Origin of the sequence: Streptomyces aurantiogriseus (assembly GCF_014649375.1) — a bacterium.
Classification (GTDB): domain Bacteria; phylum Actinomycetota; class Actinomycetes; order Streptomycetales; family Streptomycetaceae; genus Streptomyces; species Streptomyces aurantiogriseus.
The window spans coordinates 118,520-141,709 of record NZ_BMSX01000014.1 but is presented as its reverse complement, the minus strand read 5'-3'; the positions used below and the strand labels follow the sequence as shown (position 1 = coordinate 141,709).

Genomic DNA, 23,190 nt, shown 5'->3' with positions numbered 1-23,190 from the left:
CGGTCACCGATTCCCCCGGTCACCGATGCCCCCGCTCATCGGTCGTCCGTGTGACCCGCCCGGCCGAGGGAACTCGGTGCCCATGGACGAGCAGGCGGACATCCACGGGTCGTACTGGCTGGACAGCGTCCCGCCCGGCGATCCCGCGCCCCCTCCGGAGGGGCCCCTCCATGTCGACGTCGCCGTCGTCGGCGCGGGCATCGCGGGGCTCAGCACGGCCTGGGAGCTGGCGCGGCGGGGCCGGAAGGTCGCCGTGCTGGAGGCGCGCCGGATCGCGGCCGGCGTCACCGGCCACACCACGGCGAAGCTGAGCGCCCAGCACACCCTCGTCTACGACCACCTGCGGCGCACCCGCGGTCCGGAAGGCGCCCGCCTGTACGCCCGCTCGCAGATGGACGCCATCCGCCACGCGGCGGAGACCGCCGAGGAGCTGGGCGTCGACTGCGAGTGGGAGGACACCACCGCCTACACCTACGCCGAGGACCCCGCCCGTACCGGCCGGCTGAAGGCCGAGGCGGAGGCCGCGCGGGAGGCGGGGCTGCCCGCCGAGTACGTGACCGAGACGGAGCTGCCGTTCCCCGTCGCGGGCGCGGTCCGGGTCGCGGAACAGGCCCAGTTCCACCCCCGTAAGTACCTCCTGGCCGTCGCCGACGGCATCCGGCGGCTCGGCGGCAGCATCCACGAGTACACCCGCATCACCGGCCTCCACGAGGGCGACCCCTGCGAACTGATCGCCGAGTCCCCGGCCTCCGCGACGAAGGTGACCGCCCACCACGTGGTCGTCGCCACCCACTACCCCGTCTTCGACCGCGCCCTTCTCTTCACCCGCCTCTCCCCGCGCCGCGAACTGGTGGTGGCCGCGCCGATCGACGCCGCCAGGGCACCGCGCGACATGTACATCACCCAGGAGCAGAACACCCGCTCGGTGCGCACGGCACCCCTGGGCGACGGCCGGCGCCTGCTCGTCGTGACGGGCGAGCACTTCACCCCGGGCACCGGCCAAGACGTCGAGGAACGCTTCGAGCGGCTCGCCGGCTGGGCGACCGACCGCTTCGGCGACCTGACCTTCACCCACCGCTGGGCCACGCAGGACAACGACTCCACCGACTCCGTCCCGCTCGTCGGCCCCCTCCACCCCGGCAGCAAGAACACCTACGTGGCCACCGGCTTCGGCGGCTGGGGCATGAGCAGCGGCATCATGGCGGGCCGCCTGCTCAGCGAGCGCATCACCGGCCGCGACTGCCCCTGGAGCGACCTCTACGACCCGCGCCGCATCGCGTCCGTCGTCCGTGAGGGCGCGGCCTTCCTCAAGCACCAGGCCGATGTGGCCCGCCACTTCGTCGGCGACCGGCTGCCGACGGCGACCGGCCCTTCGGTGGACGAGATCGCCCCCGGCGACGGCGCCATCGTCCGCGTCTCCGGGGAGCGGTGCGCCGTCCACCGCGACGAGGCCGGACAGCTCCACGCCCTCTCCGCGCGCTGCACCCATCTGGGCTGCCTGGTCGCGTTCAACCACGCCGAACGCGCCTGGGAGTGCCCGTGCCACGGCTCCCGCTTCGACGTCGAGGGCCGGATCATCCAAGGTCCAGCCCAACACCCCCTGGAACACCGCGACTTGTGAGCATGTCCGGTCAGCCGACCAGGATCACCTCCAGCGTGCGCGGCCCGTGCACCCCCTCCACCCGGTCCAGTTCGATGTCGCTGGTCGCCGACGGCCCGGAGATCCAGGTCGACGGGCGGGCCGGGTCGAGGCGTTCGAGGGCCTGCGGGACGGAGGAGACGACCTGGTCGGGGACGCGTACGACGCAGACGTGGTGGTCGGGGACGAGGGTGATGCGGCGGCGGCCCTGGTCGGGCGAGCCGTCCAGCACGATCGTCCCCGTCTCCGCAACGGCGACCGCGCACGCCGTGACCACGCTGTCGACGCGGTCCAGTTCGTGCGGGGTGCTGGCGGCCCGGTCCGGGACCTGCTCGACGTCGGCCGCCGTGAGCCACTCCGGCTCCAGGCCCGGCGGTACCAGCACCGTCCCCGAGCCCCGGGCAGCCAGAATCCCGGCGATCGTCGCGGCCAGATCGTCCGCCGTGCAGCGGTGCACGATCGCCCGGTAGTCCGCCAGGTTCTCCGCCAGCAGATCCACCGTCTCCGCGACACTCCGGCTGCCGTGCTCCCGCACATACGCACGTGAAACCGCCTGCTCGTACTGGGGGTCCCTCCCAGGCCCTTCAGGCACTGGGGGAGTGTCGTCCCGCGGTACGTCCGCCAGCGCCCGCCGCACCCGGCCCAGGATCCGTTCCCTGCTGCTCACTTCGCGTCGCCCTTTCCGCCCTGCGTCCGCTGCCACCAGTCCCGGAACGGCTCGGCGGGCACCGCCGGCAGATCCCGCGAATCACTCCACGCCTTCCCGGGACCGGGCAGCGTCCGCGGATGCAGCCGACGGGTACGGGACGCCAGCCGCTGCCCCGCGCGCAGGGCGCCGGGCCGGGCGAAGGCCCAGCGGGCGGCCCGCATCGCGGCCCGCTCGGCCGCATGCCCCTTGGCCGGCTTCAGCACCACCTTGTTGCCCTCTCGCGTCACCGGCCCGCCCTCGACGACCCGTTCCCGCAGGTGCACCAGCACCTCGGGGATGTCGATGGCGACCGGGCACACCTCGTAGCAGGCTCCGCACAGCGACGAGGCGTACGGCAGTGAGGCGTCGATCTCGCTTGCGGTGCCCCGGAGCTGGGGGCTGAGGATCGCACCGATCGGGCCCGGGTAGACCGAGCCGTAGGCGTGGCCACCGGCCCGCTCGTACACCGGGCAGACGTTCAGACAGGCCGAGCAGCGGATGCAGCGCAGGGCCTGGCGGCCGACCTCGTCGGCGAGGGTGTCGGTGCGGCCGTTGTCCAGCAGGACCAGATGGAAGGTCTGCGGGCCGTCCCCGTCGGTGGTTCCGGTCCACATGGACGTGTACGGGTTCATGCGTTCGGCCGTGGAGGAGCGGGGGAGGGTCTGCAGGAACACCTCCAGGTCCCGCCAGGTCGGCACGATCTTCTCGATGCCGACGACGGAGATCAGGGTCTCGGGCAGGGTGAGGCACATGCGCCCGTTGCCCTCGGACTCGACGACCACGAGGGTGCCGGTCTCGGCGACCATGAAGTTGGCGCCGGAGATCCCGACCTTGGCGCGCAGGAACTTCTCCCGCAGGTGCAGCCGGGCGGCCTCGGCGAGTTCGGCGGGCGTGTCGGTGAGACCCTCGGGTGCCGGGCGGCCCCACTCGCTCATCTCGCGCGTGAAGATGTCCCGGATCTCACCGCGGTTGCGGTGGATCGCCGGCACGAGAATGTGGGAGGGACGATCGCGGCCCAACTGCACGATCAGCTCGGCGAGATCGGTCTCGTAGGCGCGGATGCCCTCGGCTTCGAGGGCCTCGTTGAGGCCGATCTCCTGCGTGGCCATGGACTTGACCTTGACGACCTCCGACTCGCCGGTCTCCTTGACCAGTCGGGCGACGATCCGGTTGGCCTCGTCGGCATCGGCGGCCCAGTGGACGATGCCCCCCGCAGCCGTGACGGACTCCTCCAACCGCACCAGGTAGCGGTCGAGATGGCGGAGTGTGTGGTCCTTGATCTGCTTGCCCGCCTCCCGCAGCGCGGACCAGTCGGACACCTCGGCCACGGCCTTCGCCCGCTTGGCGCGGATGGTGTGCGTGGCGTGGCGCAGATTGCCGCGCAGGGTCGGGTTGTTGACCGCTTCGTGCGCGGCCTCGGGGAAGGCCGGCATCCCTACGAACGTGCCGCTCATACCGCCGGTTCCTCCTCCGTGCTCGCCAGGATCTCCGCGATGTGCACCGGCCGCATGCCCGACTGGAGCCGGGCCATCGTGCCGCCGATGTGCATGAGACACGAGTTGTCCGCCGCGCACAGCACCTCGGCGCCCGTCGACTGGGCGTTGCGCACCTTGTCCGCGCCCATCGCCGCCGAGACGTCGGAGTTCTTCAGCGCGAAGGTGCCGCCGAAACCACAGCACTCGTCCGCCCCCGGCAGCTCCACCAGCTCCAGCCCCTTCACGGCCTGCAGCAGCCGCCGGGGCCGCTCCCCGAGCCCGAGCCCGCGCAGCCCGTGACAGGTCGGGTGGTAGGTCACCGTGTGCGGGTAGTAGGCCCCGACGTCCGTCACCCCGAGCACGTCCACCAGGAACTCGGTCAGCTCGTACGTCTTCGGCACCACCGGCGCCAGGGTCGCCGCCAGTGTGTCCCCCCGCCCCTCGGCCCGCGCCCGCTCGCCCATCCGCGGATACAGCTCCCGCACCATCGCCCCACACGACCCGGACGGCGTCACGATCGCCTCGTACTCCCCGAAGACATCGGAGAAATGCCGGGCCAGCGGCTCGGCCTCGTGGCGGTAGCCGGTGTTGTAGTGGGCCTGTCCGCAGCAGGTCTGGGCCATCGGGAAGTCCACCTCGACGCCCAGCCTGGTCAGCAGTTTCAGCACGGCACGGCCGGTGTCCGGATAGAGCGTGTCGTTGACACAGGTCAGGAACAGTGCGACACGCATCGCGGCTCCTCGGGGTTGGTCATCGGATGAGTGCAGAGTAGTCCGGCACCTCGGGTCGGGGGAGACCCCGGCTCACCGCGTGGCGAGCCGGGCCTCCGCCTCGCGCCAGCGGTCGGTGCCGCCCTGCGGCTCGTACCGGGTCAGGGGCTGGGTACGGGCGAGCAGCCGCCGCATGGCGTGGCGGTCACCGACCAGGCCGTGCGCCCGGGCCTGGACCAGGACGTTGCCGAGGGCGGCCGCCTCCGTCGGACCGGCCACCACCGGCAGCCCGCAGGCGTCGGCGGTGAGCTGGCAGAGCAGCGCGTTGCGGGTGCCGCCCCCGACGACGTGCACGACGTCGACGGGGTGGCCGGCCAGCCGCTGGGCGTCCTCGACGGCTCGCCGGTGGGCGAGGGCCAGCGAATCGAGGATGCAGCGTGTGATCTCGCCCCGTGTCTCCGGCACCGGCTGCCCCGACGCCCGGCACGCCTCGGCGATCCGCTCCGGCATCCGGCCCGGCGCCAGGAACGCGGCGTCCCCGGCGTCCACCACCGACCGCAGCGCCGGCACGCCGGCCGCCTCCCGCAGCAGCACGCCCAGATCCGGGTCGCCCCAGGCCCGTACACACTCCTGGAGCAGCCACAGTCCCATGATGTTGCGCAGATAGCGGACCGTGCCGTCCAGCCCCAGCTCGTTGGTGAAGTTGGCGGCGCGGCTCGCCTCCGTCAGCACGGGCGCGTCCAGCTCCAGGCCGGCCAGCGACCAGGTGCCGGTGCAGATGTAGGCGAACCTCTCGCCCGTCGCCGGCACGGCGGCCACCGCGGACGCGGTGTCGTGCGAACCGACGGCCGTCACCGTCACCGGACCGGCCAGCCCCGTCTCCTCCAGCACCTCCGCCCGCAGCGTCCCCGCCGGATCCCCCGGCTGTCGCAGCGGCGCGAACAGACTCAGGTCGATGCCCAGCCGCGCGGCGACGTCGTACGACCAGTCACGCGTCCGGGGATCGATGAGCTGGGTCGTCGAGGCGTTGGTCAGCTCGGTGCCCTGCTCGCCGGTCAGCCAGTATGCGAGCAGGTCGGGGATGAGCAACAGGCGCCGAGCATGCGCGAGCTGGGCCGAAGACGCCGCCGCCGTCAACTGATAGAGGGTGTTGAAGGGGGCGTACTGCAACCCCGTCGCCGTATACAGCTCCGGGGCCGGCACGGTCGCCCACACCTTCTCCGCGACGCCCTCCGTGCGGGCGTCGCGGTAGTGCACCGGGTTGCCGAGCAGGGCCCCGTCGGCGTCCAGCAGGCCGTAGTCCACGGCCCAGCTGTCGATGCCGACCGAGTCGAGCCGGCCCCCGGCCGCGGCACCGGCCGCCCGCAGCCCGTCCAGCACCCCCGCGTACAGCCCGAGCACGTCCCAGCGCAACCCCTCCGGGACCCGTACGGGCCGGTTGGGGAAGCGGTGCGCCTCGGTCAGCTCCAGCGAGTCCGGGGTCATACGGCCGACCATCACCCGCCCGCTGGAGGCGCCGAGGTCGACCGCGGCGTACGACTTCACGGCCGTCACCGGAGGAAGGCGGCCGCGACGCCGGCGTCGACCGGGACGTGCAGCCCGGTGGTGTGGGTGAGGTCCCCACCGGTCAGCGCGAACACGGCGTTGGCCACGTGCTCCGGCAGCACCTCCCGCTTCAGGATGGTCCGCTGCGCGTAGAACTCGCCCAGCTTCTCCTCCTCCACCCCGTACACGGCCGCCCGCTGCGCACCCCAGCCACCGGCGAAGATGCCCGACCCGCGCACCACGCCATCCGGGTTGACCCCGTTGACACGAATGCCGTGCTCACCCAGCTCGGCGGCGAGAAGCCGCACCTGATGGGCCTGATCGGCCTTGGTCGCGGAGTAGGCGATGTTGTTGGGACCGGCGAACACGGCGTTCTTCGAGGCGATGTAGACGAGGTCCCCGCCCAGCTCCTGCGCGATCATCACCCGGGCGGCCTCCCGCGACACGAGGAACGACCCGCGGGCCATGATGTCGTGCTGGAGGTCCCAGTCCTTGGCCGAGGTCTCGAGCAGCGGCTTGGAGATGGAGATACCGGCGTTGTTGACGACGAGGTCGACCCCGCCGAAGGCGAGCACGGCGGCCTTGAAGGCGTCGGCGATCTGCTCCTCCGACGTCACGTCGACGGTCACGGCGACGGCCTTGTCGGCCCCACCGAGCTCCTCCGCGACGGCCTGCGCGTTCTCGGCGTCGAGATCGGCGACGACGACACACGCCCCCTCCGCCACGAGCCGGTGCGCGATCGCCTTCCCGATCCCGCTGCCGGCCCCCGTCACGAGCGCCACCCGCGTGGCCAGCGCCTTGGGCTTCGGCATCCGCTGGAGCTTGGCCTCCTCCAGCGCCCAGTACTCGATGCGGAACTTCTCCGACTCCTCGATCGGCGCGTACGAGGACACCGCCTCGGCGCCCCGCATCACGTTGATCGCGTTGACGTAGAACTCGCCGGCCACCCGCGCCGTCTGCTTGTCCTTGCCGAAGGAGAACATGCCCACGCCCGGCACGAGCACGATCGCCGGGTCGGCACCGCGCATCGCGGGGGAGTCGGGCAGGGCGTGCCGCTCGTAGTAGGCGGCGTACTCCTCCCGGTACTCGACGTGCAGTTCCTTCAGCCGTGCGACGGCCTCCTCCAGCGGCGCGGTCGGCGGCAGGTCGAGGACGAGCGGCCGCACCTTGGTCCGCAGGAAGTGATCGGGGCACGACGTACCGAGCGCGGCCAGCCGGGGATGCTCGGCCCGCGCCACGAAGTCGAGGACGACCTCGGAGTCGTTGAAGTGCCCGACCTGCGGCTTGTCCTGAGAGGCGATGGCACGCACATACGGCGCGAGGGCGGCCGCCCGCTCCCGGCGCTCGGCCTCGGGCAGCGCCTCGTACCCCTCGATGACGGCGCCGAAGGGCTCGGCCTTCCCCCGCTCCTCCAGGAACGCCTCGGCGGTCCGGATGATGTGCAGCGAGTTCCGCTCGCACTCCTCGGCGGTGTCACCCCAGGCTGTGATGCCGTGTCCGCCCAGGATCACGCCGATCGCCTGCGGGTTGGCCGCCTTGATGGCGGCGATGTCCAGCCCCAGCTGGAACCCGGGCCGCCGCCAGGGCACCCAGGCGACCGCGTCCCCGAAGCACTCGGCGGTCAGCTTCTCCCCGTCGGCCGCGCAGGCGAGCGCGATCCCCGAGTCGGGGTGCAGATGATCGACATGGGCGGCGTCGACGAGCCCGTGCATGGCGGTGTCGATGGACGGAGCCGCCCCGCCCTTCCCGTGCAGGCAGTAGTCGAACGCGGCGACCATCTCGTCCTCGCGCTCGACGCCCGGGTAGACGTCCTGCAGAGCCCGCAGCCGGTCCAGCCGCAGAACCGCCAGCCCCGCCTCGGTGAGCGTCCCGAGGTCCCCACCGGACCCCTTCACCCACATCAGCTCGACATCACCACCGGTGACGGGATCGGTGTCGGTGCCCTTGGCGGAGGCGTTGCCGCCGGCGTAGTTCGTGTTACGGGGATCAGCACCGAGTCGGCGGGACCGGGCGAGAAGAGCAGCGGCTTCGGGATGGGTTGCCATGAACTGTCAGTCCTTACTCGAGAGAGGGTGAGTGCATGTGCTTCAGGGGCGCGGGAAACTGCGCGACCAGCCACAACCGGCCCGCACCCCGCGACGAAACAGAACCGGGCAGACGCTCACGCCCCCCAACCGGCCTGCTCCCCACCAACCCGCTCAGCAATGATCTTCTCGGCCCACCCGGAAGCCCGGTACGCAGCAATCGGGTCGGGGCCCAACCCCATCTCCTCCCGCACCTCACGAAGCAGCGGCCGCACATCCGTGTTGTACGCGTCCATCAGCACCGCATTGGCCTCGAGAACATCACCGGAGGCCTGCGCGGCAGCCAACGCCGACCGGTCGACCAGCAGGGCCTTCGCCGTCGCTTCCTGCACGTTCATCACCGACCGGATGATCGCCGGGATCTTCGCCTCGATGTTGTGGCACTGGTCGAGCATGAACGCCACCTCGGAGGTGAACCCACCCCCACGCACGACCTCGTACATGATCCGGAACAGCTGGAACGGATCCGCCGCCCCCACCATCAGGTCGTCGTCGGCGTAGAAGCGCGAGTTGAAGTCGAAGCCGCCGAGCTTCCCCTCCCGCAGCAGGGTGGCCACGATGAACTCGATGTTGGTACCGGGCGCGTGATGCCCGGTGTCCACCACGACCTGCGCCTTCGGCCCGAGCTTCAGGCAGTGCGCGTACGCCGTGCCCCAGTCCGGCACGTCCGTCGTGTAGAAGGCCGGCTCGAAGAACTTGTACTCCAGCAGCATCCGCTGCCCGTCACCGAGCCGCTCGTACACCTCCGCCAGCCCCTCGGCCAGCCGGTCCTGCCGCTCACGGATGTCGTCCTGCCCGGGATAGTTCGTCCCGTCGGCGAACCACAGCTTCAGATCCGTCGACCCCGTCGCGTCCATGATGTCGACGCACTCCAGCAGATGGTCGACGGCCTTGCGCCGCACCACCGGGTCCGGATGACAGATGCTCCCCAGCTTGTAGTCGTCGTCCTGGAAGGTGTTGGAGTTGATCGCTCCCAGCTTCACCCCCCGGTCCTCGGCATGTTTCGCAAGTGCGGAGTAGTCCTCCACCTTGTCCCAGGGAATGTGCAGGGCGACGGTGGGGGCCACGCCCGTGAACTCGTGCACCTTGGCGGCGTCGTCCAGCTTCTCCTGCGGAGTGCGCGGAACGCCCTGCTGGGCGAACACCTTGAAGCGGGTCCCCGAGTTCCCGTACGCCCACGACGGCGTCTCGACGGCCTGTGTCTTCAGCGCGGCTTTCACCGCGGCGAGGTCGGTCACTTCGGGCTCCTGTGACATCGGTCCGGACGGCTCCGGACGAGCTTCCAACGAGCTGGGGACGAGCTTTTGAAGAGCTCGTGATGAAACGATTCAGAACGGGAAGCTATGAGCCCGTCGGGGGCGTGTCAAGCCCTCTGTCCAGGAGCGTTTTCCGTGACCGGCGCGTGACCTTCGGCTATCGAAAACTTTTCGAGCCGAAGGCATTGACGTCACATGGCCGCCATGCCTAACGTCCCGGCCATCCAGTTGAAACCTTTCACGACGTCGTGACGCTCCCGATGGGAACAGTTCGCCGACGTCGTCGAGGAGCCACCCATGACCCACCCGTCCGACGCGGGACCGGCCCCGGTGCTGGCGCTCAGGGACGTCGCCAAGTCCTTCGGCGCCGTACGCGCCCTGCGGGGCGTCTCCCTGGAGCTGTTCCCCGGCGAGGTGCACGCCCTCGCCGGTGAGAACGGCGCGGGCAAGTCGACCCTGATCAAGGCGCTCGCCGGGGTACACCGACCGGACGCCGGCCAGGTACTGCTCGACGGTGAGCCCGTCGTCTTCCACGGCCCCGGTGACGCACGTGACGCCGGCATCGCCGTCATCTACCAGGAGCCCACGCTCTTCCCGGACCTGTCGATCGCCGAGAACATCTTCATGGGCCGCCAGCCCCGGCGGGCCCTCGGCCGCATCGACCACAAGGCCACCCATCACGCGACCGCCGCCCTGATGCAGCGCCTGGGTGTCGACCTCGACCCCGACCGCCCGGCGCGCGGTCTGTCGATCGCCGACCAGCAGATCGTGGAGATCGCCAAGGCCCTCTCCTTCGACGCCCGGGTCCTGATCATGGACGAGCCGACCGCGGCCCTCACCGGCAGCGAGGTCGCCCGCCTCTTCAACGTCGTGCGCACCCTGCGCGAACAGGGCGCGGCCGTCCTCTTCATCTCGCACCGGCTGGAGGAGATCTTCGAGATCTGCCAGCGGGTGACGACCCTGCGCGACGGCGCCTGGATCGCCAGTGAGCCGCTGGACGGCATGACCGAGGACGACCTGGTCCGCCGTATGGTCGGCCGCGACCTCGACGAGCTGTACCCGAAGCAGGAGGTCGAGCCGGGCGAGGTCGCCCTCAGCGTCCGCCGGCTGACCCGCGAGGGCGTCTTCACCGACGTCTCCTTCGAGGTCCGCCGCGGTGAGATCGTCGGCCTCGCCGGACTCGTCGGCGCCGGCCGCACCGAGGTCGCCCGAGCCGTCTTCGGCATCGACCGCTGGGACGCCGGCGAGGTCGAGGTGGACGGGCGGAAGCTGATCAACGGCGCCCCCTCCACCGCGATGGCCGCCGGGCTCGCCCTGGTCCCCGAGGACCGGCGCGCCCAGGGCCTGGTGATGGACATGTCCATCGAGCGCAACATCGGCCTCACCGGGCTTCGTACGACCGTGAAGGCCGGCCTGATGGACCGCGGCGCCGAACGCAGCCGCTCGCTCGACTGGGCGGTCAAGCTCCAGGTGAAGTACGCCCGGATCGCCGACACCGTCAACACGCTCTCCGGCGGCAACCAGCAGAAGGTCGTCCTCGCCAAGTGGCTGGCCACCGGCCCGAAGGTGCTCATCGTCGACGAGCCCACGCGCGGCATCGACGTCGGCACCAAGGCCGAGGTCCACCGGCTGCTGTCGCAGCTGGCCGCCGACGGTGTGGCCGTCCTGATGATCTCCTCCGACCTGCCCGAGGTCCTCGGCATGGCCGACCGCGTGCTGGTGATGCACGAGGGCCGGCTCACCGCCGAGATCCCCCGCTCCGACGCCACCGAGGAAACCGTGATGGCCGCAGCCACGGGGAGGGCCGCCGCATGACGGTGATCACCCCGAACCAAGCCCCCGCCGCAGAGGTGCCCAAGTCCAGCGGCACCCGGCTGGTCGACCGCGTCTTCAAGATGCGCGAGCTCGCCATCCTGGTCGTCTTCCTGGTGATGATCGCCGTCACCCAGGCCGGCAACAGCGAGTTCCTGTCCGAGCAGGGCATCAAGGACCTGCTGCTCAACGCGACGATCCTGGTGCTGGTCGCCACCGGCCAGTCCCTGGTGGTGATCACGAGGAACGTCGACCTGTCCGTCGGCTCCACCCTCGGCATCACCGCCTTCGCCGCCGGCATCTACCTCCAGGACGGCGGCAACCCGATCGTCGCCATCGCCCTGGCGGTCCTGCTCGGCATCGGCTTCGGACTGCTGAACGGCCTGCTCGTCAGCCTCGGTCAGGTGCCGGCCCTGGTCGTCACCCTCGGCACGATGTACATCATCCGCGGCATCGACTCCATCTGGGTCGGCTCCCGCCAGATCACCGCGGCCGACCTGCCCGGCGGCTTCGTGGACTTCGGCTCCGGCGGCATCTCCGCCGTGCCGTACCTGGCCCTGATCGCCCTCGCCGTGCTGGTGGCCACCGCCTACTACCTCAAGCACTTCGGCAGCGGCCGCGAACTGTACGCGCTCGGCTCCAACCCGGAGGCCGCCCGCCTCGCCGGCATCCCCGTCCGCAAGCGGATTCTCGCCGCGTACACCTTCTGCGGCGCCCTCGCCGGCCTCGCGGGAGCCATGTACCTGGCCCGCTTCGGCAACGTCGACTCCGGCACCGGCAACGGCTACGAACTCACCGTCGTCAGCGCGGTCGTCGTCGGCGGTGTGGTCTTCACCGGCGGCTCCGGCAGCGTCTACGGCGCGGCCCTCGGCGCGCTGCTGCTGACCTCCATCAACAGCGTGCTGCCCGCCCTCGGCGTCAGCTCCGTGTGGGTGATGGCCATCAACGGCACCCTGCTCATCCTCGCCATCGCGGTCGACCGGATCGTCGCGCTGCGCGTGGCCTCCGCACTGAAGAAGAGGAACGCCCGCCATGCCTGAGTCCCTCAGCCGCGCGATCCGCTGGGACACGGTCGTCGGCGCCCTCCTGATCGTCCTGTTGCTGCTGTCCTTCTCCACCGTCGACGGCTTCAGCAACGCCCTCAACCTGTCGTTCCTGATCGGCAACACCCTGCCGATCGCGCTGATCGCCCTGCCCATGACCCTGCTCGTGGTCTCCGGCGAGATCGACATGTCGGTCGCCTCCACGGCCGGCCTGTCCGGCGCGGTGATGGGCGCCCTGTGGAACCAGGGCATGACCATCGAGGCGATCATCCCGATCTGCCTGCTCCTCGGGGTCGTCTGCGGGCTGATCAACGGTCTGCTGGTGACCCGGCTCGGGCTGCCGTCCCTCGCCGTCACCATCGGCACGCTCGCCGCCTACCGGGGCATCGCGCAGATCGTGCTCGGCTCGGACGCCGTGACCGACTTCCCCACGCAGTACCTGGACTTCGCCGCCGGCCGCATCGGCGACACGTTCGTCCCGCAGGCCTTCCTGCCCTTCCTGGTCCTGCTGGCGATCGCCGTGGTCGCCCTGCACGCCACCCCGTTCGGACGGTCGCTGTTCGCGATCGGCGCCAGCGAGGAGGCCGCCCGGTTCGCCGGCATCCGGGTCAAGCGGCAGAAGCTGATCCTGTTCACGCTGACCGGCCTGATGGCCTCCCTCACCGGCATCTTCTGGGCCCTGCACTACGCCAGTGCCCGCTACGACAACGCCACCGGGCTCGAACTCTCCGTCATCGCCGCTGTGTTGCTCGGCGGCATCGACTTCGACGGCGGCAAGGGCACGCTCGGCGGCGCGATCGCGGGAGTCTTCCTGCTGGGCGCGCTGCAGAACGTGATGAGCCTCCAGGACGTCTCCGCCCAGTCGCAGATCGTCGTCACCGGCGTCCTGCTCGTCGTCTCCGTGCTCGGCCCCCGGGTCGCGCGCCAGATCTCCGTCGCGAGGGCCGGGCGCACAGCCGCCTCAGCGCCGGTGTCCAAGGCACCCACGCCCACCTCGTAACACCGCCCCGCTCACCCTCGTAAAGGACCCGCCATGCGCAAGTCATCCCTCCGTCGTGCCTGCGCGGCCCTCGCGGCCGTCACCTCCCTCGCCCTCGCCGCCACCGCCTGCGGCGGCACCACGAAGGAGGACGTGAAGAACGAGAGCACGGGCGCGGCCGCCGCGGGCGGCAAGGCCGACCCGAACGCGGCCACCAAGAAGGGCCTGACCGTCGGCTTCCTGCCCAAGCAGGTCAACAACCCGTACTTCACCTCCGCCGACAAGGGCGGCGAGGCGGCCCTGAAGGAGCTGGGCTCCAGCTACAAGGAGGTCGGCCCGTCCAGCGCCACCGACACCTCCGGGCAGGTGTCGTACGTCAACACCCTCACCCAGCAGCAGGTCGACGCGATGGCCGTCTCCGCACAGGACCCGGGCGCCCTGTGCACCGCGCTCAAGCAGGCCATGAGCAACGACATCAAGGTCGTCACCTACGACTCCGACACCAACCCCGAGTGCCGCAACGCCTTCGTCTCGCAGGCCTCCGCCGAGGACCTGGGCCGCACCGAGGTGCAGCTGCTCGCCGAGCAGATCGGCTACAAGGGCGAGATCGCGATCCTGTCCGCCGCGCAGACCGCGACGAACCAGAACATCTGGATCGACTTCATGAAGGACGAGCTGAAGGACCCCAAGTACAAGGACATCAAGCTCGTCAAGGTCGCGTACGGCAACGACGACGCCCAGCAGTCCTTCCAGCAGACCCAGGGCCTGCTCCAGGAGTACCCGAACCTGAAGGGGATCATCTCCCCGACCACCGTCGGCATCAAGGCCGCCGCCCAGTACCTGTCGGGCTCGAAGTACAAGGGCAAGGTCAAGCTGACCGGCCTCGGCACCCCCAACGACATGCGCAAGTACGTCAAGAACGGCACCGTCGACGCGTTCGAGCTGTGGGACCCGGCGAAGCTCGGCGCCCTGGCCGCGCAGACCGCCGTCGCCCTGGTCTCCGGCCAGATCACCGGCAAGGAGGGCGAGACCTTCAAGGCCGGCGGCACCAGCTACACCATCGGCAAGGACGGCGTGATCAGCCTCGGCAAGCCGACCGTGTTCGACGCCAAGAACATCGACCAGTTCAACTTCTAGTGCGGGAGCGGTACTTCATGCAGCGCGTCTGTTTCCTCCTCAAGGTCCGCGAGGACCGGATCGCCGAGTACCGCGAACGCCACGCCGCCGTGTGGCCGGAGATGCTCGAAGCTCTCTCGGCCACCGGCTGGCACAACTACTCGCTCTTTCTCAGAGACGACGGCCTGCTCGTCGGCTACCTGGAGACCGAGGACTTCGAGGCCGCCCTCGCCGGCATGGAGGCCACCGAGGTCAACGCCCGCTGGCAGGCCGAGATGGCCCCCTTCTTCGAGTCCCTCGACGGGTCCCGCCCCGACGAGGCGATGAAGCCGCTCACCGAGGTGTTCCACCTCGCCTGAGACCCCGCTCGTCCCCTCCCGCACCTCGCTCGACAACGGAGTCCCCGAGATGAAGAGACGTACGCTGCTGGGCGCCGCCCTCGCAGGAGCCGTGATGACCCCCGCCCTCGCCTCCGGCACCGCCCGCGCCGCCGACCCCGGCCCGTCGCTCACCCTGACCGGCACCACCACACTCGACACGCAGGCCATCTACTTCGTGTCGTACGACGGCCTGGTCAACAACAACGCCTTCCAGAAGAACGGCCTGCTGAGCTACAAGGGCTACCAGTACGCCGTCTGGTACACCGCCGACCGCAACGCCGTCGTGGGTCGCCGCGTCCTCGGCTCGAGCACCTGGTCGACCGTCAAGGTCGGCCACACGCTCCGCTACAACGACTCCCACAACGTCATCTCCATGGGCATTTCCAAGGTCGACGGCCGCCTCCACCTCAACATGGACTCCCACAGCGACGGCTTCACCTATGTGAAGTCGGTGGCCGGGCTGATGGACAACCCGGCCGGACTGAGCTGGACCGCGAGCCGCTTCGGCGCCCCCCAGTCCACCCTCGACGGGCTCGCGCTCACCTCGCAGTTCACCTACCCGCAGTTCATCTCGACCCCCGACGGCAAGCTGCAGCTGAGCTACCGCGTCGGCATCTCCGGCAACGGCCGCAACGCCCTCGCCGAGTACAACGGCACGTCCTGGACCAACCTCGGCGAGTGGACCAGCTCCACCGGCACCTACACCAGTGAGCACGGCTCCTCGACCGCCCGCAACATGTACCTGCACGGCATCGACTACGACAAGAACGGGCGCCTGCACTCCTTCTTCACCTGGCGCGAGCAGAACGGCGCCGTGATGTGCAGCAGCGGCGGCATCACCAACCACGACACCGGCTACGTCTACTCCGACGACCGCGGCCGCACCTGGCGCAACAACGCCGGCACCGTCGTCGGCACCACCGGCGGCTCCGACAGGGTCTCCGTCACCGACGCCGGGCTGGTCGTGGACCCGCTCAACCCGGACCACTCCCTGATGAACCAGGAGAGCCAGTTCACCGACTCGGCCGGCCTGCCGCACGCCGTCATCAGCTACGTCCCCGGCCGCTTCGGCCAGTGCACCACCAACTACGTCACCGACCGCACGAACAACGGCCGCGCCTTCCACGTCCGCAAGAACTCCTCCGGAGCCTGGCAGAAGACCGAGATACCGGTCCCGCTGAACTCCAGCCAGCGCACCAAGCTGATCCTCGACAAGTACGACAACGCGTACGCGATCTTCCCCTTCTGCCGCATCGCCGGAGCCTCCAAGGCATCCGGATACACGGACTGGACGATCCTGTACGACGGCGTCGGCGCCGGGCTCAGCGCCTTCGGCGAGGTGGTCATCGACGAGACGCGCATCGCCCAGGACAACTTCCTGTCGATCATGTACCAGGAGAAGTCCAGCGGGACGACGCCCTCGGCGCTGCGCAACCTCAACTTCCGCCTGCCCGCCTGACCACCGCTGTTCCGGGGCGGTCCGACGGTAATGTGAAGGCCTTCCCGCCGCCCCTCGTATTCCTGGAGGTCCCTGCCCGATGACCCAGTCGGTGGGTATCAAGGACGTCGCTCGCGTCGCCGGAGTGTCGGTGGGCACCGTGTCCAACGTCATCAACCGCCCGGACACGGTGGCCTCCGAGACCCGTGCCCGTGTGCTGTCCGCGATAGACCGGCTCGGTTACGTCCGCAGCGAGTCCGCGCGCCAGCTGCGCGCGGGCCGCAGCCGGATCATGGGCCTGCTCGTCCTCGACATGGGCAACCCCTTCTTCGTCGACGTCGCGCGCGGCGCCGAGCGGGCCGCGCGCGAGGCCGGCCTCGGCGTGATGGTCTGCAACAGCGCCCAGAGCCCCGGGGAGGAGGCCGAGTACCTCTCCCTCTTCGCCGAGCAGCGGGTGCGGGGCGTGCTGCTCACCCCGGCCGACGCCACCGGACGCAACATCGACGCCTTCCGCCGGCACAACATCCCCTTCGTACTGGTCGACCGGGTCGCGGAGGGTACCACCGAGTGCTCGGTCTCCGTCGACGACGTGGCCGGCGGCGCCCTCGCCGTACGCCACCTCATCGATGCCGGGCACCGCTCGATCGCCTACGTCAGCGGCCCGCCCGGCTTCAACCAGGTCCGCGACCGGCGCACCGGCGCCCTCAACGCGCTCGCCGAGGCGGGCCTGGGCCCGGAACACCTGCGGGAACTGCCCACCGAGCGGCTCGACGTCGCCGCGGGCCGGGACGCGGGTGCCCGTCTGCTGGGCCTCGCCGACCGCCCGACCGCCGTGTTCTGCGCCAACGACCTGCTCGCCCTCGGTGTCCTGCAGGCCATGTACGCGGCCGGGATCAACGTCCCCGACGACCTCGCGATCGTCGGCTACGACGACATCGAGTTCGCCGCCGCCGCGGCCGTTCCCCTCACCTCGGTCCGCCAGCCCGCCGTCACCATGGGCGCCCTGGCCGCCGAGATGCTCCTGGAGGAGACCGAGGAGGAGCCCGACGGCAGGAAGCGGGCGCACGAGCACCGGCGCGTGGTGCTCCAGCCGGAGCTGGTGGTGCGACGCTCCAGCCTGTCGGCGCGCTGAGCGCCCGTTCAGTAGCAGTTCATGATCCCCAGGCTCCTGTGCCGCCCGGACATGTGCTGAACTGGGACGCGGCCCGCACACCGATCGTCCCGGGAGCCTCTGTTGTCCCTCAGCTACCGCCAGCCCGGCGTCGTCCTCACCGACCGCCACTTCACCGTGCCCCTCGACCACGCCGACCCGGCCGGCGAGACGATCGAGCTCTACGCCCGGGAGGTCGTCGCGAGCGACAAGGCGGGCCAGGACCTTCCGTGGCTGCTCTATCTCCAGGGCGGCCCCGGCTTCGGCGCCAACCGGTTCGTCGGCAGGCAGGCCTGGCTGGGCCGCGCCCTGAAGGAGTACCGCGTCCTCCTGCTCGACCAGCGCGGCACCGGCCACTCCACCCCCGCCAACCGCCAGACGCTCCCGCTGCGCGGCGGCCCCGCCGAACAGGCCGACTACCTCACCCGCTTCCGCGCCGACGCCATCGTCCGCGACTGCGAGCTGGTGCGCCGCGAGGTCACCGGCGGCGCGCCCTGGACCGTCCTCGGCCAGAGCTTCGGCGGCTTCTGCGCGGTCACCTACCTCTCCCTCGCCCCCGAGGGCCTCACCGCCGCCGTGATCACCGGTGGACTGCCCTCCCTGGACGCCCACGCCGACGACGTCTACCGCGCCGCCTACCCGCGCATGGAGCGCAAGGTCGCCGCGCACTACGCTCGCTACCCGCAGGACGTCGACCGCGCCCGCCGTATCGCCGACCACCTCCTCACGCACGAGGTGACCCTCCCGAACGGCTACCGGCTGACCGTCGAGGCCTTCCAGAGCCTCGGCATCCTCCTCGGCGGCAGCGAGGGCAGCCACCGTCTGCACTACCTCCTCGAAGAGGCCTTCGTCCCCACCCCGCAGGGCCCCGCCCTGTCCGACGCCTTCCAGGAGGAGCTCCAGGGCCTGCTCTCCTACGCGAGCCACCCCCTCTACGCCCTCGTCCACGAGGCGATCTACGGCCAGGACACCCGCCCCACCGCCTGGGCGGCCGACCGGGTGCGCGCCGAGTTCCCCCAGTTCGACGCGGCGAAGACGCTCACCGGCGACGGACCGCTGCTGTTCACCGGCGAGACCGTCCACCCCTGGCTGTTCGACTGCGACCCCGCGCTGCGCCCGCTGCGCGAGACCGCCGGCCTCCTGGCCGCCCGCACCGACTGGACGCCCCTGTACGACCCCACCCGCCTCGCCGCCAACGAGGTCCCGGTCGCGGCGGCGATCTACCACGACGATCTCTACGTCGACACCGCCCACTCCCTGCGGACCGCTCGCGCCGTCCGCGGCCTGCGGACGTGGGTCACCGACGAGTTCGAGCACGACGGCGTCCGCGCCGGCGGCCCCCGCGTCCTCGACCGGCTGCTGGCGCTCACCCGCGACGAGGTCTGACGCGCCTCGGAAAAGTCGCAGGTGCCAGGCCGCGCGCCCCGGCTAGTCTGCGGGCATGACCGAGCCGACGATCACTCAGCTCAAGCCCATGCCCGAGGACTGGCGGCGCGCCCTCGCCGTCGTGGCGCACCCGGACGACCTCGAGTACGGGTGCTCCGCGGCGATCGCCGCCTGGACCGACGCCGGCCGCGAGGTCGCCTATGTGCTGGCGACCCGCGGCGAGGCGGGCATCGACACCGTCCCGCCCGCCGAGTGCGGCCCGCTGCGGGAGCGGGAGCAGCGGGCGAGCGCGGCCGTCGTGGGTGTGTCGGAGGTGGAGTTCCTCGACCACAGGGACGGCGTGATCGAGTACGGGGTCGCCCTGCGCCGCGACATCGCCGCCGCCATCCGCCGGCACCGCCCCGAGCTCGTGATCACCCTGAACCACCGCGACACCTGGGGCGGGGTCGCCTGGAACACGCCCGACCACGTGGCCGTCGGCCGCGCCACCCTCGACGCGGCCGCGGACGCCGGCAACCGCTGGATCTTCCCGGAACTGGCCGAGCAGGGCCTTCAGCCGTGGAACGGCGTCCGCTGGGTCGCCGTCGCCGGATCCGCGACACCCACCCACGCCGTGGACGCCACGGCGGGCCTGGAGCGGGCCGTGGCCTCACTGCTCGAACACCGCACGTACATCGAGGCGTTGACCGACGAGGAACCGGAGGCCTACGCCCGCGGCTTCCTGACCGAGATCGCGCACTCCGTGGGGAAGCGCTTCGGCGGCAAGCCGGCCGTGGCCTTCGAACTCTTCAACCGATAGTTCCCTCGACAGGGAGAGCATGAACAGGGGGAGCATGAACGACGAAGAAGTGCTGGCGGACCGCTTCGAGGAGCACCGCTCGCACCTCAAGGCCGTGGCCTACCGGATGCTCGGCTCGCTCGCCGAGGCCGACGACGCCGTCCAGGAGACCTGGCTCAAGCTCAGCCGCACCGACACGAGCGACGTCCGCAACCTCGGCGGCTGGCTCACCACCGTCATCGGCCGGGTCTGCCTGGACATGCTGCGCTCACGCACGGCCCGCCGGGAGCAGCCGATGGACGACGGCCACGAGACGTTCGTCCCCGACCCCGTCCTCCGCCCCCTCTCCTCGATCGACCCGGAACAGGAGGTGCTCCAGGCCGACTCGGTGGGCCTCGCCCTGCTCGTCGTCCTGGAGACCCTGGAGCCCGCCGAGCGGCTCGCGTTCGTGCTGCACGACCTCTTCGCCGTGCCCTTCGACGACATCGCGCCGATCGTGGAACGCAGTTCGGCCGCGACCCGGCAGCTCGCCAGCCGCGCCCGCCGCCGGGTCCAGGGCGCCACACCCTCCCCGGAGCCCGACCTCGCCCGACAGCGGGAGATCGTCGACGCCTTCCTGGCCGCCTGCCGGGCCGGCGACTTCGAGGCACTGCTCGCCGTCCTCGACCCCGACGTGGTGCTGCGCGCCGACTCCGGGACGCTGGTGCGGGGCGCGGCCGCGTCCAAGCTGGTGCGCGGGGCCGAGGCGGTCGCCGAACAGGCGCTGCTGTTCCGCCAGTTCGCCCCCTACGGCCGTATCGCGCTGGTCAACGGCGAGGTCGGCATCCTCAACGCCCCCGACGGGCAGCTGCTGTCGGTCATGGGCGTCACGGTCGTCGACGGCAGGATCGTCGCCCTGCACATCCTGGCCGACCCGGAGCGCCTGGCCGGGCTGCGGGTACCGGACGAGGCCGGCTGAGTCAGCCGGCGAGGACGGGCGGGCCGGGGACGCGGTGCGGGTCCACGACCCGCCCGTCCGGCAGGAGTTCACCGGTGTCGTCGAAGACGACGGTCCCGTTGCACAGCAGGCTCCACCCCTGCTCGGGGTGGGCCGTGACGACGACGGCCGTGTGACGGTCGGCGCTGTCCGCGGTCGGGCACGGGGGCTGGTGACTGCACATGACGTACTCCTCGGTCCGTCGGGCTCCTGCCGCTGCCGGCTCCTGACTCCGTGATAGCCGACGTTGTTTTCCGTTGGATGAGAGGACCCCCACAGGGCCGGAAACTCAGCGGTGAGTTTTCGTTCCGGCCGGGGGCGGCACGATGTCCGCGCCATGGCCGCAGGTCAGTAAGGTGGACGGAATGCGAGAACAGAGGGTGGACCGGGACGACCTGCGCGGTGACTGCGCCAACTGCTTCGGGCTGTGCTGCGTGGCCCTGCCGTTCGCCCGATCGGCCGACTTCGCCATCGACAAGGACGCGGGGAAGCCGTGCCCCAACCTGGGGGAGGACCACCGCTGCGGCATCCACGCCCGGCTGCGGCACAAGGGCTTCACCGGCTGCACGGTCTACGACTGCTTCGGCGCCGGGCAGAAGGTCTCGCAGGTCACCTTCGGCGGCCGGGACTGGCGTACGGCCGACCGCGAGCACGCCCGTCGCATGGTCGAGGCGTTCCCGGTCGTCCGGCAGCTCCACGAGCTGCTCTGGTACCTCACCGAGGCACTCGCCCTGCCCGCGGCCCGCCCGGTCCACCCCCGGCTGCGGCAGGCCCTGGAGAAGACCGAACGCCTCGCCCGGCAGACCCCCGAGGAACTCGCCGCCCTGGACGTCCCGGCGCACCGCCAGGACGTCAACGCCCTGCTCCTGAAGACCAGCGAACTGGCCCGCGCGGGCATACCCGGGCGCAAGAAGGAACGCCGGGGCGCCGATCTGATGGGCGCCCGCCTCAAGGGCGCCGACCTGCGCGGGGCGAACCTCCGCGGCGCCTACCTGATAGCCGCCGACCTCACCGGCGCCGATCTGCGCGGCGCGGACCTCATAGGGGCCGACCTGCGCGACACCGACCTCACGGACGCCGACCTCACCGGGGCGTTCTTCCTGACTCAGCCGCAGCTCGACGCGGCGCGGGGGAGTGCCGGGACCAGGCTGCCGGAGTCAGTCACCCGCCCCGCGCACTGGACAGCGGGCCTCTGACCCGCCCTCCTCCCCGACCGGCCCACCCGGCGCCGCAGGTGCCGTGCGACGCCCCAGGCGCAGCCGCAGCCCCTCCGGCATCACCGTCAGCCGCTCCGTGACCCGCAGCCGGTAGGCCGGGTCGGACCGCAGCTCGTAGCGGCGCAGCAGCAGGCCGAGCACGAGCGTGGCCTCGTGCAGCGCGAACTGCCGCCCGATGCAGGCCCGCGCACCCGTGCCGAACGGCTTGAAGGTGTGCGGGGCCCGCGCGCGGACCGCCCCCGCGTCGAAGCGGTCCGGGTCGAACCGTTCGGCGCCGGCGCCCCACACCTCGGGATCGCGGTGCAGCATCGGCGTCAGCACCAGCGCCCAGGCGCCGCGCCGCATCGGATGCTCCCCGGCCAGCACGGTGTCCTCGCGGGCCTCCCGTGCGAACGCCGGTGCCGTCGGCCACAGCCGCAGCGACTCGTCGATCACCCGGCGGACGTACCGCAGCTTGGCCACCTGGTCGTAGCCGGGCGCCGCCGCGTCCCCCCACACCCGGTCCACCTCGGCGCGGGCGCGGGCGGCGACCTCCGGGTGCCGGGAGAGGTAGTGCAGGGCGAAGGAGAGCGCGCCGGAGGTGGTCTCATGGCCCGCGACCAGGAAGGTGATGACCTGACGGCGGACGTTCTGCGCCGACAGCCGTTCGCCCGTCTCCGGGTGGGCCGTCTCCAGCATCCGGTCGAGCAGATCGCCCTCGCCGCTCCTCCCGGCCCGGCGCGCCCGCACCAGGTCGTCGACCGTGCGGTTGAGGTAGGCGATGTCGGCCTCGTTGCGGCGCGCGGCCCGCCACAACAATCGCGGTGACGGCACGGTGTTCAGTCGCTGGGCGTAGCTGAGCGTGCCCACCATCGCCGTCACGAAGGGATGCGGCCGGGACCGTTCGAAGGAGCCGAAGTCGTGTCCGAAGCCGGTGCGCGCGATCGTCTCCAGGGTCAGCTTCGTCATGTCCCCGGGCACGTCCACGGCCCGCCCCGCGGCCGACGCACGGTCCCAGTGGGCGGTGAGCCGCTCCGCCACGTCCAGCATCATCGGGTGGTAGGCCTGCATCGCCTCCCGGCTGAACCCCGGGGCCAGCACGTCGTGCGCCAACTGCCAGTTGGGCTCGTGGTTGTACGCCGTGAACAGCGCGTCCCCGACCACCGGCCGCAGATTGGCGACCCCCAGCCCCACATGCTTGGCGAACCGCGCCTCGTCCATCATGTCGGCGGCGAGCCGGGCACCCCACACGAACACGAACTCCCGCCCGAACGCACGGCGCCGGAAGATCGGCCCCAGCCGGCGGGCCTGCCGCAGCGAGTCCTGCAGGGGCGTGGTCCGGCTCGCGCCCAGGACGTCCCCGAGCAGCGGGAGCCGGTACGGCGGATGCGGGATGCGGTGCAGTTCGGGCCACCCGAGCTCGGCACCGCGGAATCCCTTCGGCGGCAGATCCTCGCTCGTCGCCCTCGTCGATGCCCCGGTCGCCGTGCCGGCCCTCGTTCCTGTCGTCGCTCCTGCTGTCGTCTCCGCCATGACGCG

General features: G+C 71.2%; 20 protein-coding genes. 12 read left to right on the top strand and 8 right to left on the bottom strand.

Annotation, left to right across the window (positions count from 1 at the left end; genetic code table 11):
• Nucleotides 1–82 precede the first annotated feature (82 nt).
• Entirely contained in the window at nt 83–1,621 is a 1,539-nt protein-coding gene (locus IE263_RS27790) for an FAD-dependent oxidoreductase (protein ID WP_189940549.1), read from the top strand.
• Nucleotides 1,622–1,631: 10 nt separating this feature from the next.
• On the opposite strand, the gene IE263_RS27785 is transcribed toward IE263_RS27790, so the two are convergent.
• The 6 genes from IE263_RS27785 to rhaI all read right to left on the bottom strand — a co-directional run bounded on the left by IE263_RS27785 (nt 1,632) and on the right by rhaI (nt 9,379).
• Nucleotides 1,632–2,306: a LutC/YkgG family protein gene (locus tag IE263_RS27785; RefSeq protein WP_189940548.1), complete on the bottom strand. Its 675-nt coding sequence runs from the start codon at nt 2,304–2,306 to the stop codon at nt 1,632–1,634.
• Nucleotides 2,303–3,781 (bottom strand): LutB/LldF family L-lactate oxidation iron-sulfur protein, encoded by a 1,479-nt coding sequence (locus IE263_RS27780; RefSeq protein WP_189940547.1) that lies wholly within the window; start codon nt 3,779–3,781, stop codon nt 2,303–2,305. Before IE263_RS27780 ends, IE263_RS27785 begins: the two co-directional genes overlap by 4 nt.
• Nucleotides 3,778–4,533, bottom strand: a complete 756-nt coding sequence (locus tag IE263_RS27775) for a (Fe-S)-binding protein (RefSeq protein WP_189940546.1) — start codon at nt 4,531–4,533, stop codon at nt 3,778–3,780. Before IE263_RS27775 ends, IE263_RS27780 begins: the two co-directional genes overlap by 4 nt.
• A gap of 72 nt (nt 4,534–4,605) precedes the next feature.
• Nucleotides 4,606–6,057, bottom strand: a complete 1,452-nt coding sequence (locus IE263_RS27770; protein ID WP_189940545.1) for a rhamnulokinase — start codon at nt 6,055–6,057, stop codon at nt 4,606–4,608.
• Between the two features lie 5 nt (nt 6,058–6,062).
• Entirely contained in the window at nt 6,063–8,102 is a 2,040-nt protein-coding gene (locus IE263_RS27765) for a bifunctional aldolase/short-chain dehydrogenase (protein WP_189940544.1), read from the bottom strand.
• A 116-nt stretch (nt 8,103–8,218) separates the two neighbouring features.
• Nucleotides 8,219–9,379, bottom strand: coding sequence for an L-rhamnose isomerase (rhaI, locus tag IE263_RS27760; protein WP_189940543.1), 1,161 nt, complete (start codon nt 9,377–9,379; stop codon nt 8,219–8,221).
• A 315-nt stretch (nt 9,380–9,694) separates the two neighbouring features.
• On the opposite strand from rhaI, the gene IE263_RS27755 reads away from it, so the two are divergent.
• From IE263_RS27755 to sigJ, 10 genes are all read left to right on the top strand, one after another.
• The gene (locus IE263_RS27755) at nt 9,695–11,212 is read left to right on the top strand and encodes a sugar ABC transporter ATP-binding protein (RefSeq protein WP_189940542.1); all 1,518 of its coding nucleotides are present in this window, start codon (nt 9,695–9,697) and stop codon (nt 11,210–11,212) included.
• Nucleotides 11,209–12,249: an ABC transporter permease gene (locus IE263_RS27750; RefSeq protein WP_189940541.1), complete on the top strand. Its 1,041-nt coding sequence runs from the start codon at nt 11,209–11,211 to the stop codon at nt 12,247–12,249. The genes IE263_RS27755 and IE263_RS27750 overlap by 4 nt, the downstream gene beginning before the upstream one ends.
• Nucleotides 12,242–13,252, top strand: coding sequence for an ABC transporter permease (locus tag IE263_RS27745; protein ID WP_189940540.1), 1,011 nt, complete (start codon nt 12,242–12,244; stop codon nt 13,250–13,252). Before IE263_RS27750 ends, IE263_RS27745 begins: the two co-directional genes overlap by 8 nt.
• A gap of 33 nt (nt 13,253–13,285) precedes the next feature.
• Nucleotides 13,286–14,368, top strand: coding sequence for a rhamnose ABC transporter substrate-binding protein (gene rhaS, locus IE263_RS27740; protein WP_189940539.1), 1,083 nt, complete (start codon nt 13,286–13,288; stop codon nt 14,366–14,368).
• 17 nt (nt 14,369–14,385) lie between these two features.
• Nucleotides 14,386–14,706 carry an L-rhamnose mutarotase gene (locus tag IE263_RS27735; protein WP_189940538.1) on the top strand — a complete coding sequence of 107 codons (321 nt, stop codon included), beginning with the start codon at nt 14,386–14,388 and terminating at the stop codon, nt 14,704–14,706.
• Nucleotides 14,707–14,755: 49 nt separating this feature from the next.
• A complete protein-coding gene (locus tag IE263_RS27730; protein ID WP_189940537.1) occupies nt 14,756–16,186 on the top strand; it encodes a BNR repeat-containing protein in 1,431 nt (476 codons plus the stop codon).
• Nucleotides 16,187–16,265: 79 nt separating this feature from the next.
• Nucleotides 16,266–17,297, top strand: coding sequence for a LacI family DNA-binding transcriptional regulator (locus tag IE263_RS27725; protein ID WP_189940536.1), 1,032 nt, complete (start codon nt 16,266–16,268; stop codon nt 17,295–17,297).
• A gap of 102 nt (nt 17,298–17,399) precedes the next feature.
• Nucleotides 17,400–18,701 (top strand): alpha/beta fold hydrolase, encoded by a 1,302-nt coding sequence (locus IE263_RS27720; protein ID WP_189940535.1) that lies wholly within the window; start codon nt 17,400–17,402, stop codon nt 18,699–18,701.
• A 55-nt stretch (nt 18,702–18,756) separates the two neighbouring features.
• Nucleotides 18,757–19,500, top strand: a complete 744-nt coding sequence (locus IE263_RS27715; RefSeq protein ID WP_189940534.1) for a PIG-L deacetylase family protein — start codon at nt 18,757–18,759, stop codon at nt 19,498–19,500.
• Nucleotides 19,501–19,534: 34 nt separating this feature from the next.
• Nucleotides 19,535–20,437: an RNA polymerase sigma factor SigJ gene (gene sigJ / locus IE263_RS27710; protein WP_189940533.1), complete on the top strand. Its 903-nt coding sequence runs from the start codon at nt 19,535–19,537 to the stop codon at nt 20,435–20,437.
• A gap of 1 nt (nt 20,438) precedes the next feature.
• On the opposite strand, the gene IE263_RS27705 is transcribed toward sigJ, so the two are convergent.
• A complete protein-coding gene (locus IE263_RS27705) occupies nt 20,439–20,639 on the bottom strand; it encodes a DUF5999 family protein (RefSeq protein WP_189940532.1) in 201 nt (66 codons plus the stop codon).
• Between the two features lie 181 nt (nt 20,640–20,820).
• Here IE263_RS27705 and IE263_RS27700 point away from each other — a divergent pair, with 181 nt between their 5' ends.
• Nucleotides 20,821–21,651 carry a pentapeptide repeat-containing protein gene (locus tag IE263_RS27700; protein WP_189940531.1) on the top strand — a complete coding sequence of 277 codons (831 nt, stop codon included), beginning with the start codon at nt 20,821–20,823 and terminating at the stop codon, nt 21,649–21,651.
• On the opposite strand, the gene IE263_RS27695 is transcribed toward IE263_RS27700, so the two are convergent.
• Nucleotides 21,613–23,184 carry a cytochrome P450 gene (locus IE263_RS27695; RefSeq protein WP_189940530.1) on the bottom strand — a complete coding sequence of 524 codons (1,572 nt, stop codon included), beginning with the start codon at nt 23,182–23,184 and terminating at the stop codon, nt 21,613–21,615. The two genes, IE263_RS27700 and IE263_RS27695, sit on opposite strands and share 39 nt — an antisense overlap.
• Between the last annotated feature and the right edge of the window lie 6 nt (nt 23,185–23,190).

What these genes read in the sequence shown, in the direction of transcription:
- IE263_RS27695 (WP_189940530.1), bottom strand. Translation starts at nt 23,184, where the DNA reads ATGGCGGAGACGACAGCAGGAGCGACGACAGGAACGAGGGCCGGCACG.
- IE263_RS27780 (WP_189940547.1), bottom strand. Translation starts at nt 3,781, where the DNA reads ATGAGCGGCACGTTCGTAGGGATGCCGGCCTTCCCCGAGGCCGCGCAC.
- IE263_RS27745 (WP_189940540.1), top strand. Translation starts at nt 12,242, where the DNA reads ATGCCTGAGTCCCTCAGCCGCGCGATCCGCTGGGACACGGTCGTCGGC.
- IE263_RS27705 (WP_189940532.1), bottom strand. Translation starts at nt 20,639, where the DNA reads ATGTGCAGTCACCAGCCCCCGTGCCCGACCGCGGACAGCGCCGACCGT.
- rhaS (WP_189940539.1), top strand. Translation starts at nt 13,286, where the DNA reads ATGCGCAAGTCATCCCTCCGTCGTGCCTGCGCGGCCCTCGCGGCCGTC.
- IE263_RS27775 (WP_189940546.1), bottom strand. Translation starts at nt 4,533, where the DNA reads ATGCGTGTCGCACTGTTCCTGACCTGTGTCAACGACACGCTCTATCCG.
- IE263_RS27735 (WP_189940538.1), top strand. Translation starts at nt 14,386, where the DNA reads ATGCAGCGCGTCTGTTTCCTCCTCAAGGTCCGCGAGGACCGGATCGCC.
- IE263_RS27765 (WP_189940544.1), bottom strand. Translation starts at nt 8,102, where the DNA reads ATGGCAACCCATCCCGAAGCCGCTGCTCTTCTCGCCCGGTCCCGCCGA.
- IE263_RS27750 (WP_189940541.1), top strand. Translation starts at nt 11,209, where the DNA reads ATGACGGTGATCACCCCGAACCAAGCCCCCGCCGCAGAGGTGCCCAAG.
- IE263_RS27700 (WP_189940531.1), top strand. Translation starts at nt 20,821, where the DNA reads ATGCGAGAACAGAGGGTGGACCGGGACGACCTGCGCGGTGACTGCGCC.
- IE263_RS27730 (WP_189940537.1), top strand. Translation starts at nt 14,756, where the DNA reads ATGAAGAGACGTACGCTGCTGGGCGCCGCCCTCGCAGGAGCCGTGATG.
- IE263_RS27725 (WP_189940536.1), top strand. Translation starts at nt 16,266, where the DNA reads ATGACCCAGTCGGTGGGTATCAAGGACGTCGCTCGCGTCGCCGGAGTG.
- IE263_RS27715 (WP_189940534.1), top strand. Translation starts at nt 18,757, where the DNA reads ATGACCGAGCCGACGATCACTCAGCTCAAGCCCATGCCCGAGGACTGG.
- IE263_RS27790 (WP_189940549.1), top strand. Translation starts at nt 83, where the DNA reads ATGGACGAGCAGGCGGACATCCACGGGTCGTACTGGCTGGACAGCGTC.
- IE263_RS27755 (WP_189940542.1), top strand. Translation starts at nt 9,695, where the DNA reads ATGACCCACCCGTCCGACGCGGGACCGGCCCCGGTGCTGGCGCTCAGG.
- sigJ (WP_189940533.1), top strand. Translation starts at nt 19,535, where the DNA reads ATGAACGACGAAGAAGTGCTGGCGGACCGCTTCGAGGAGCACCGCTCG.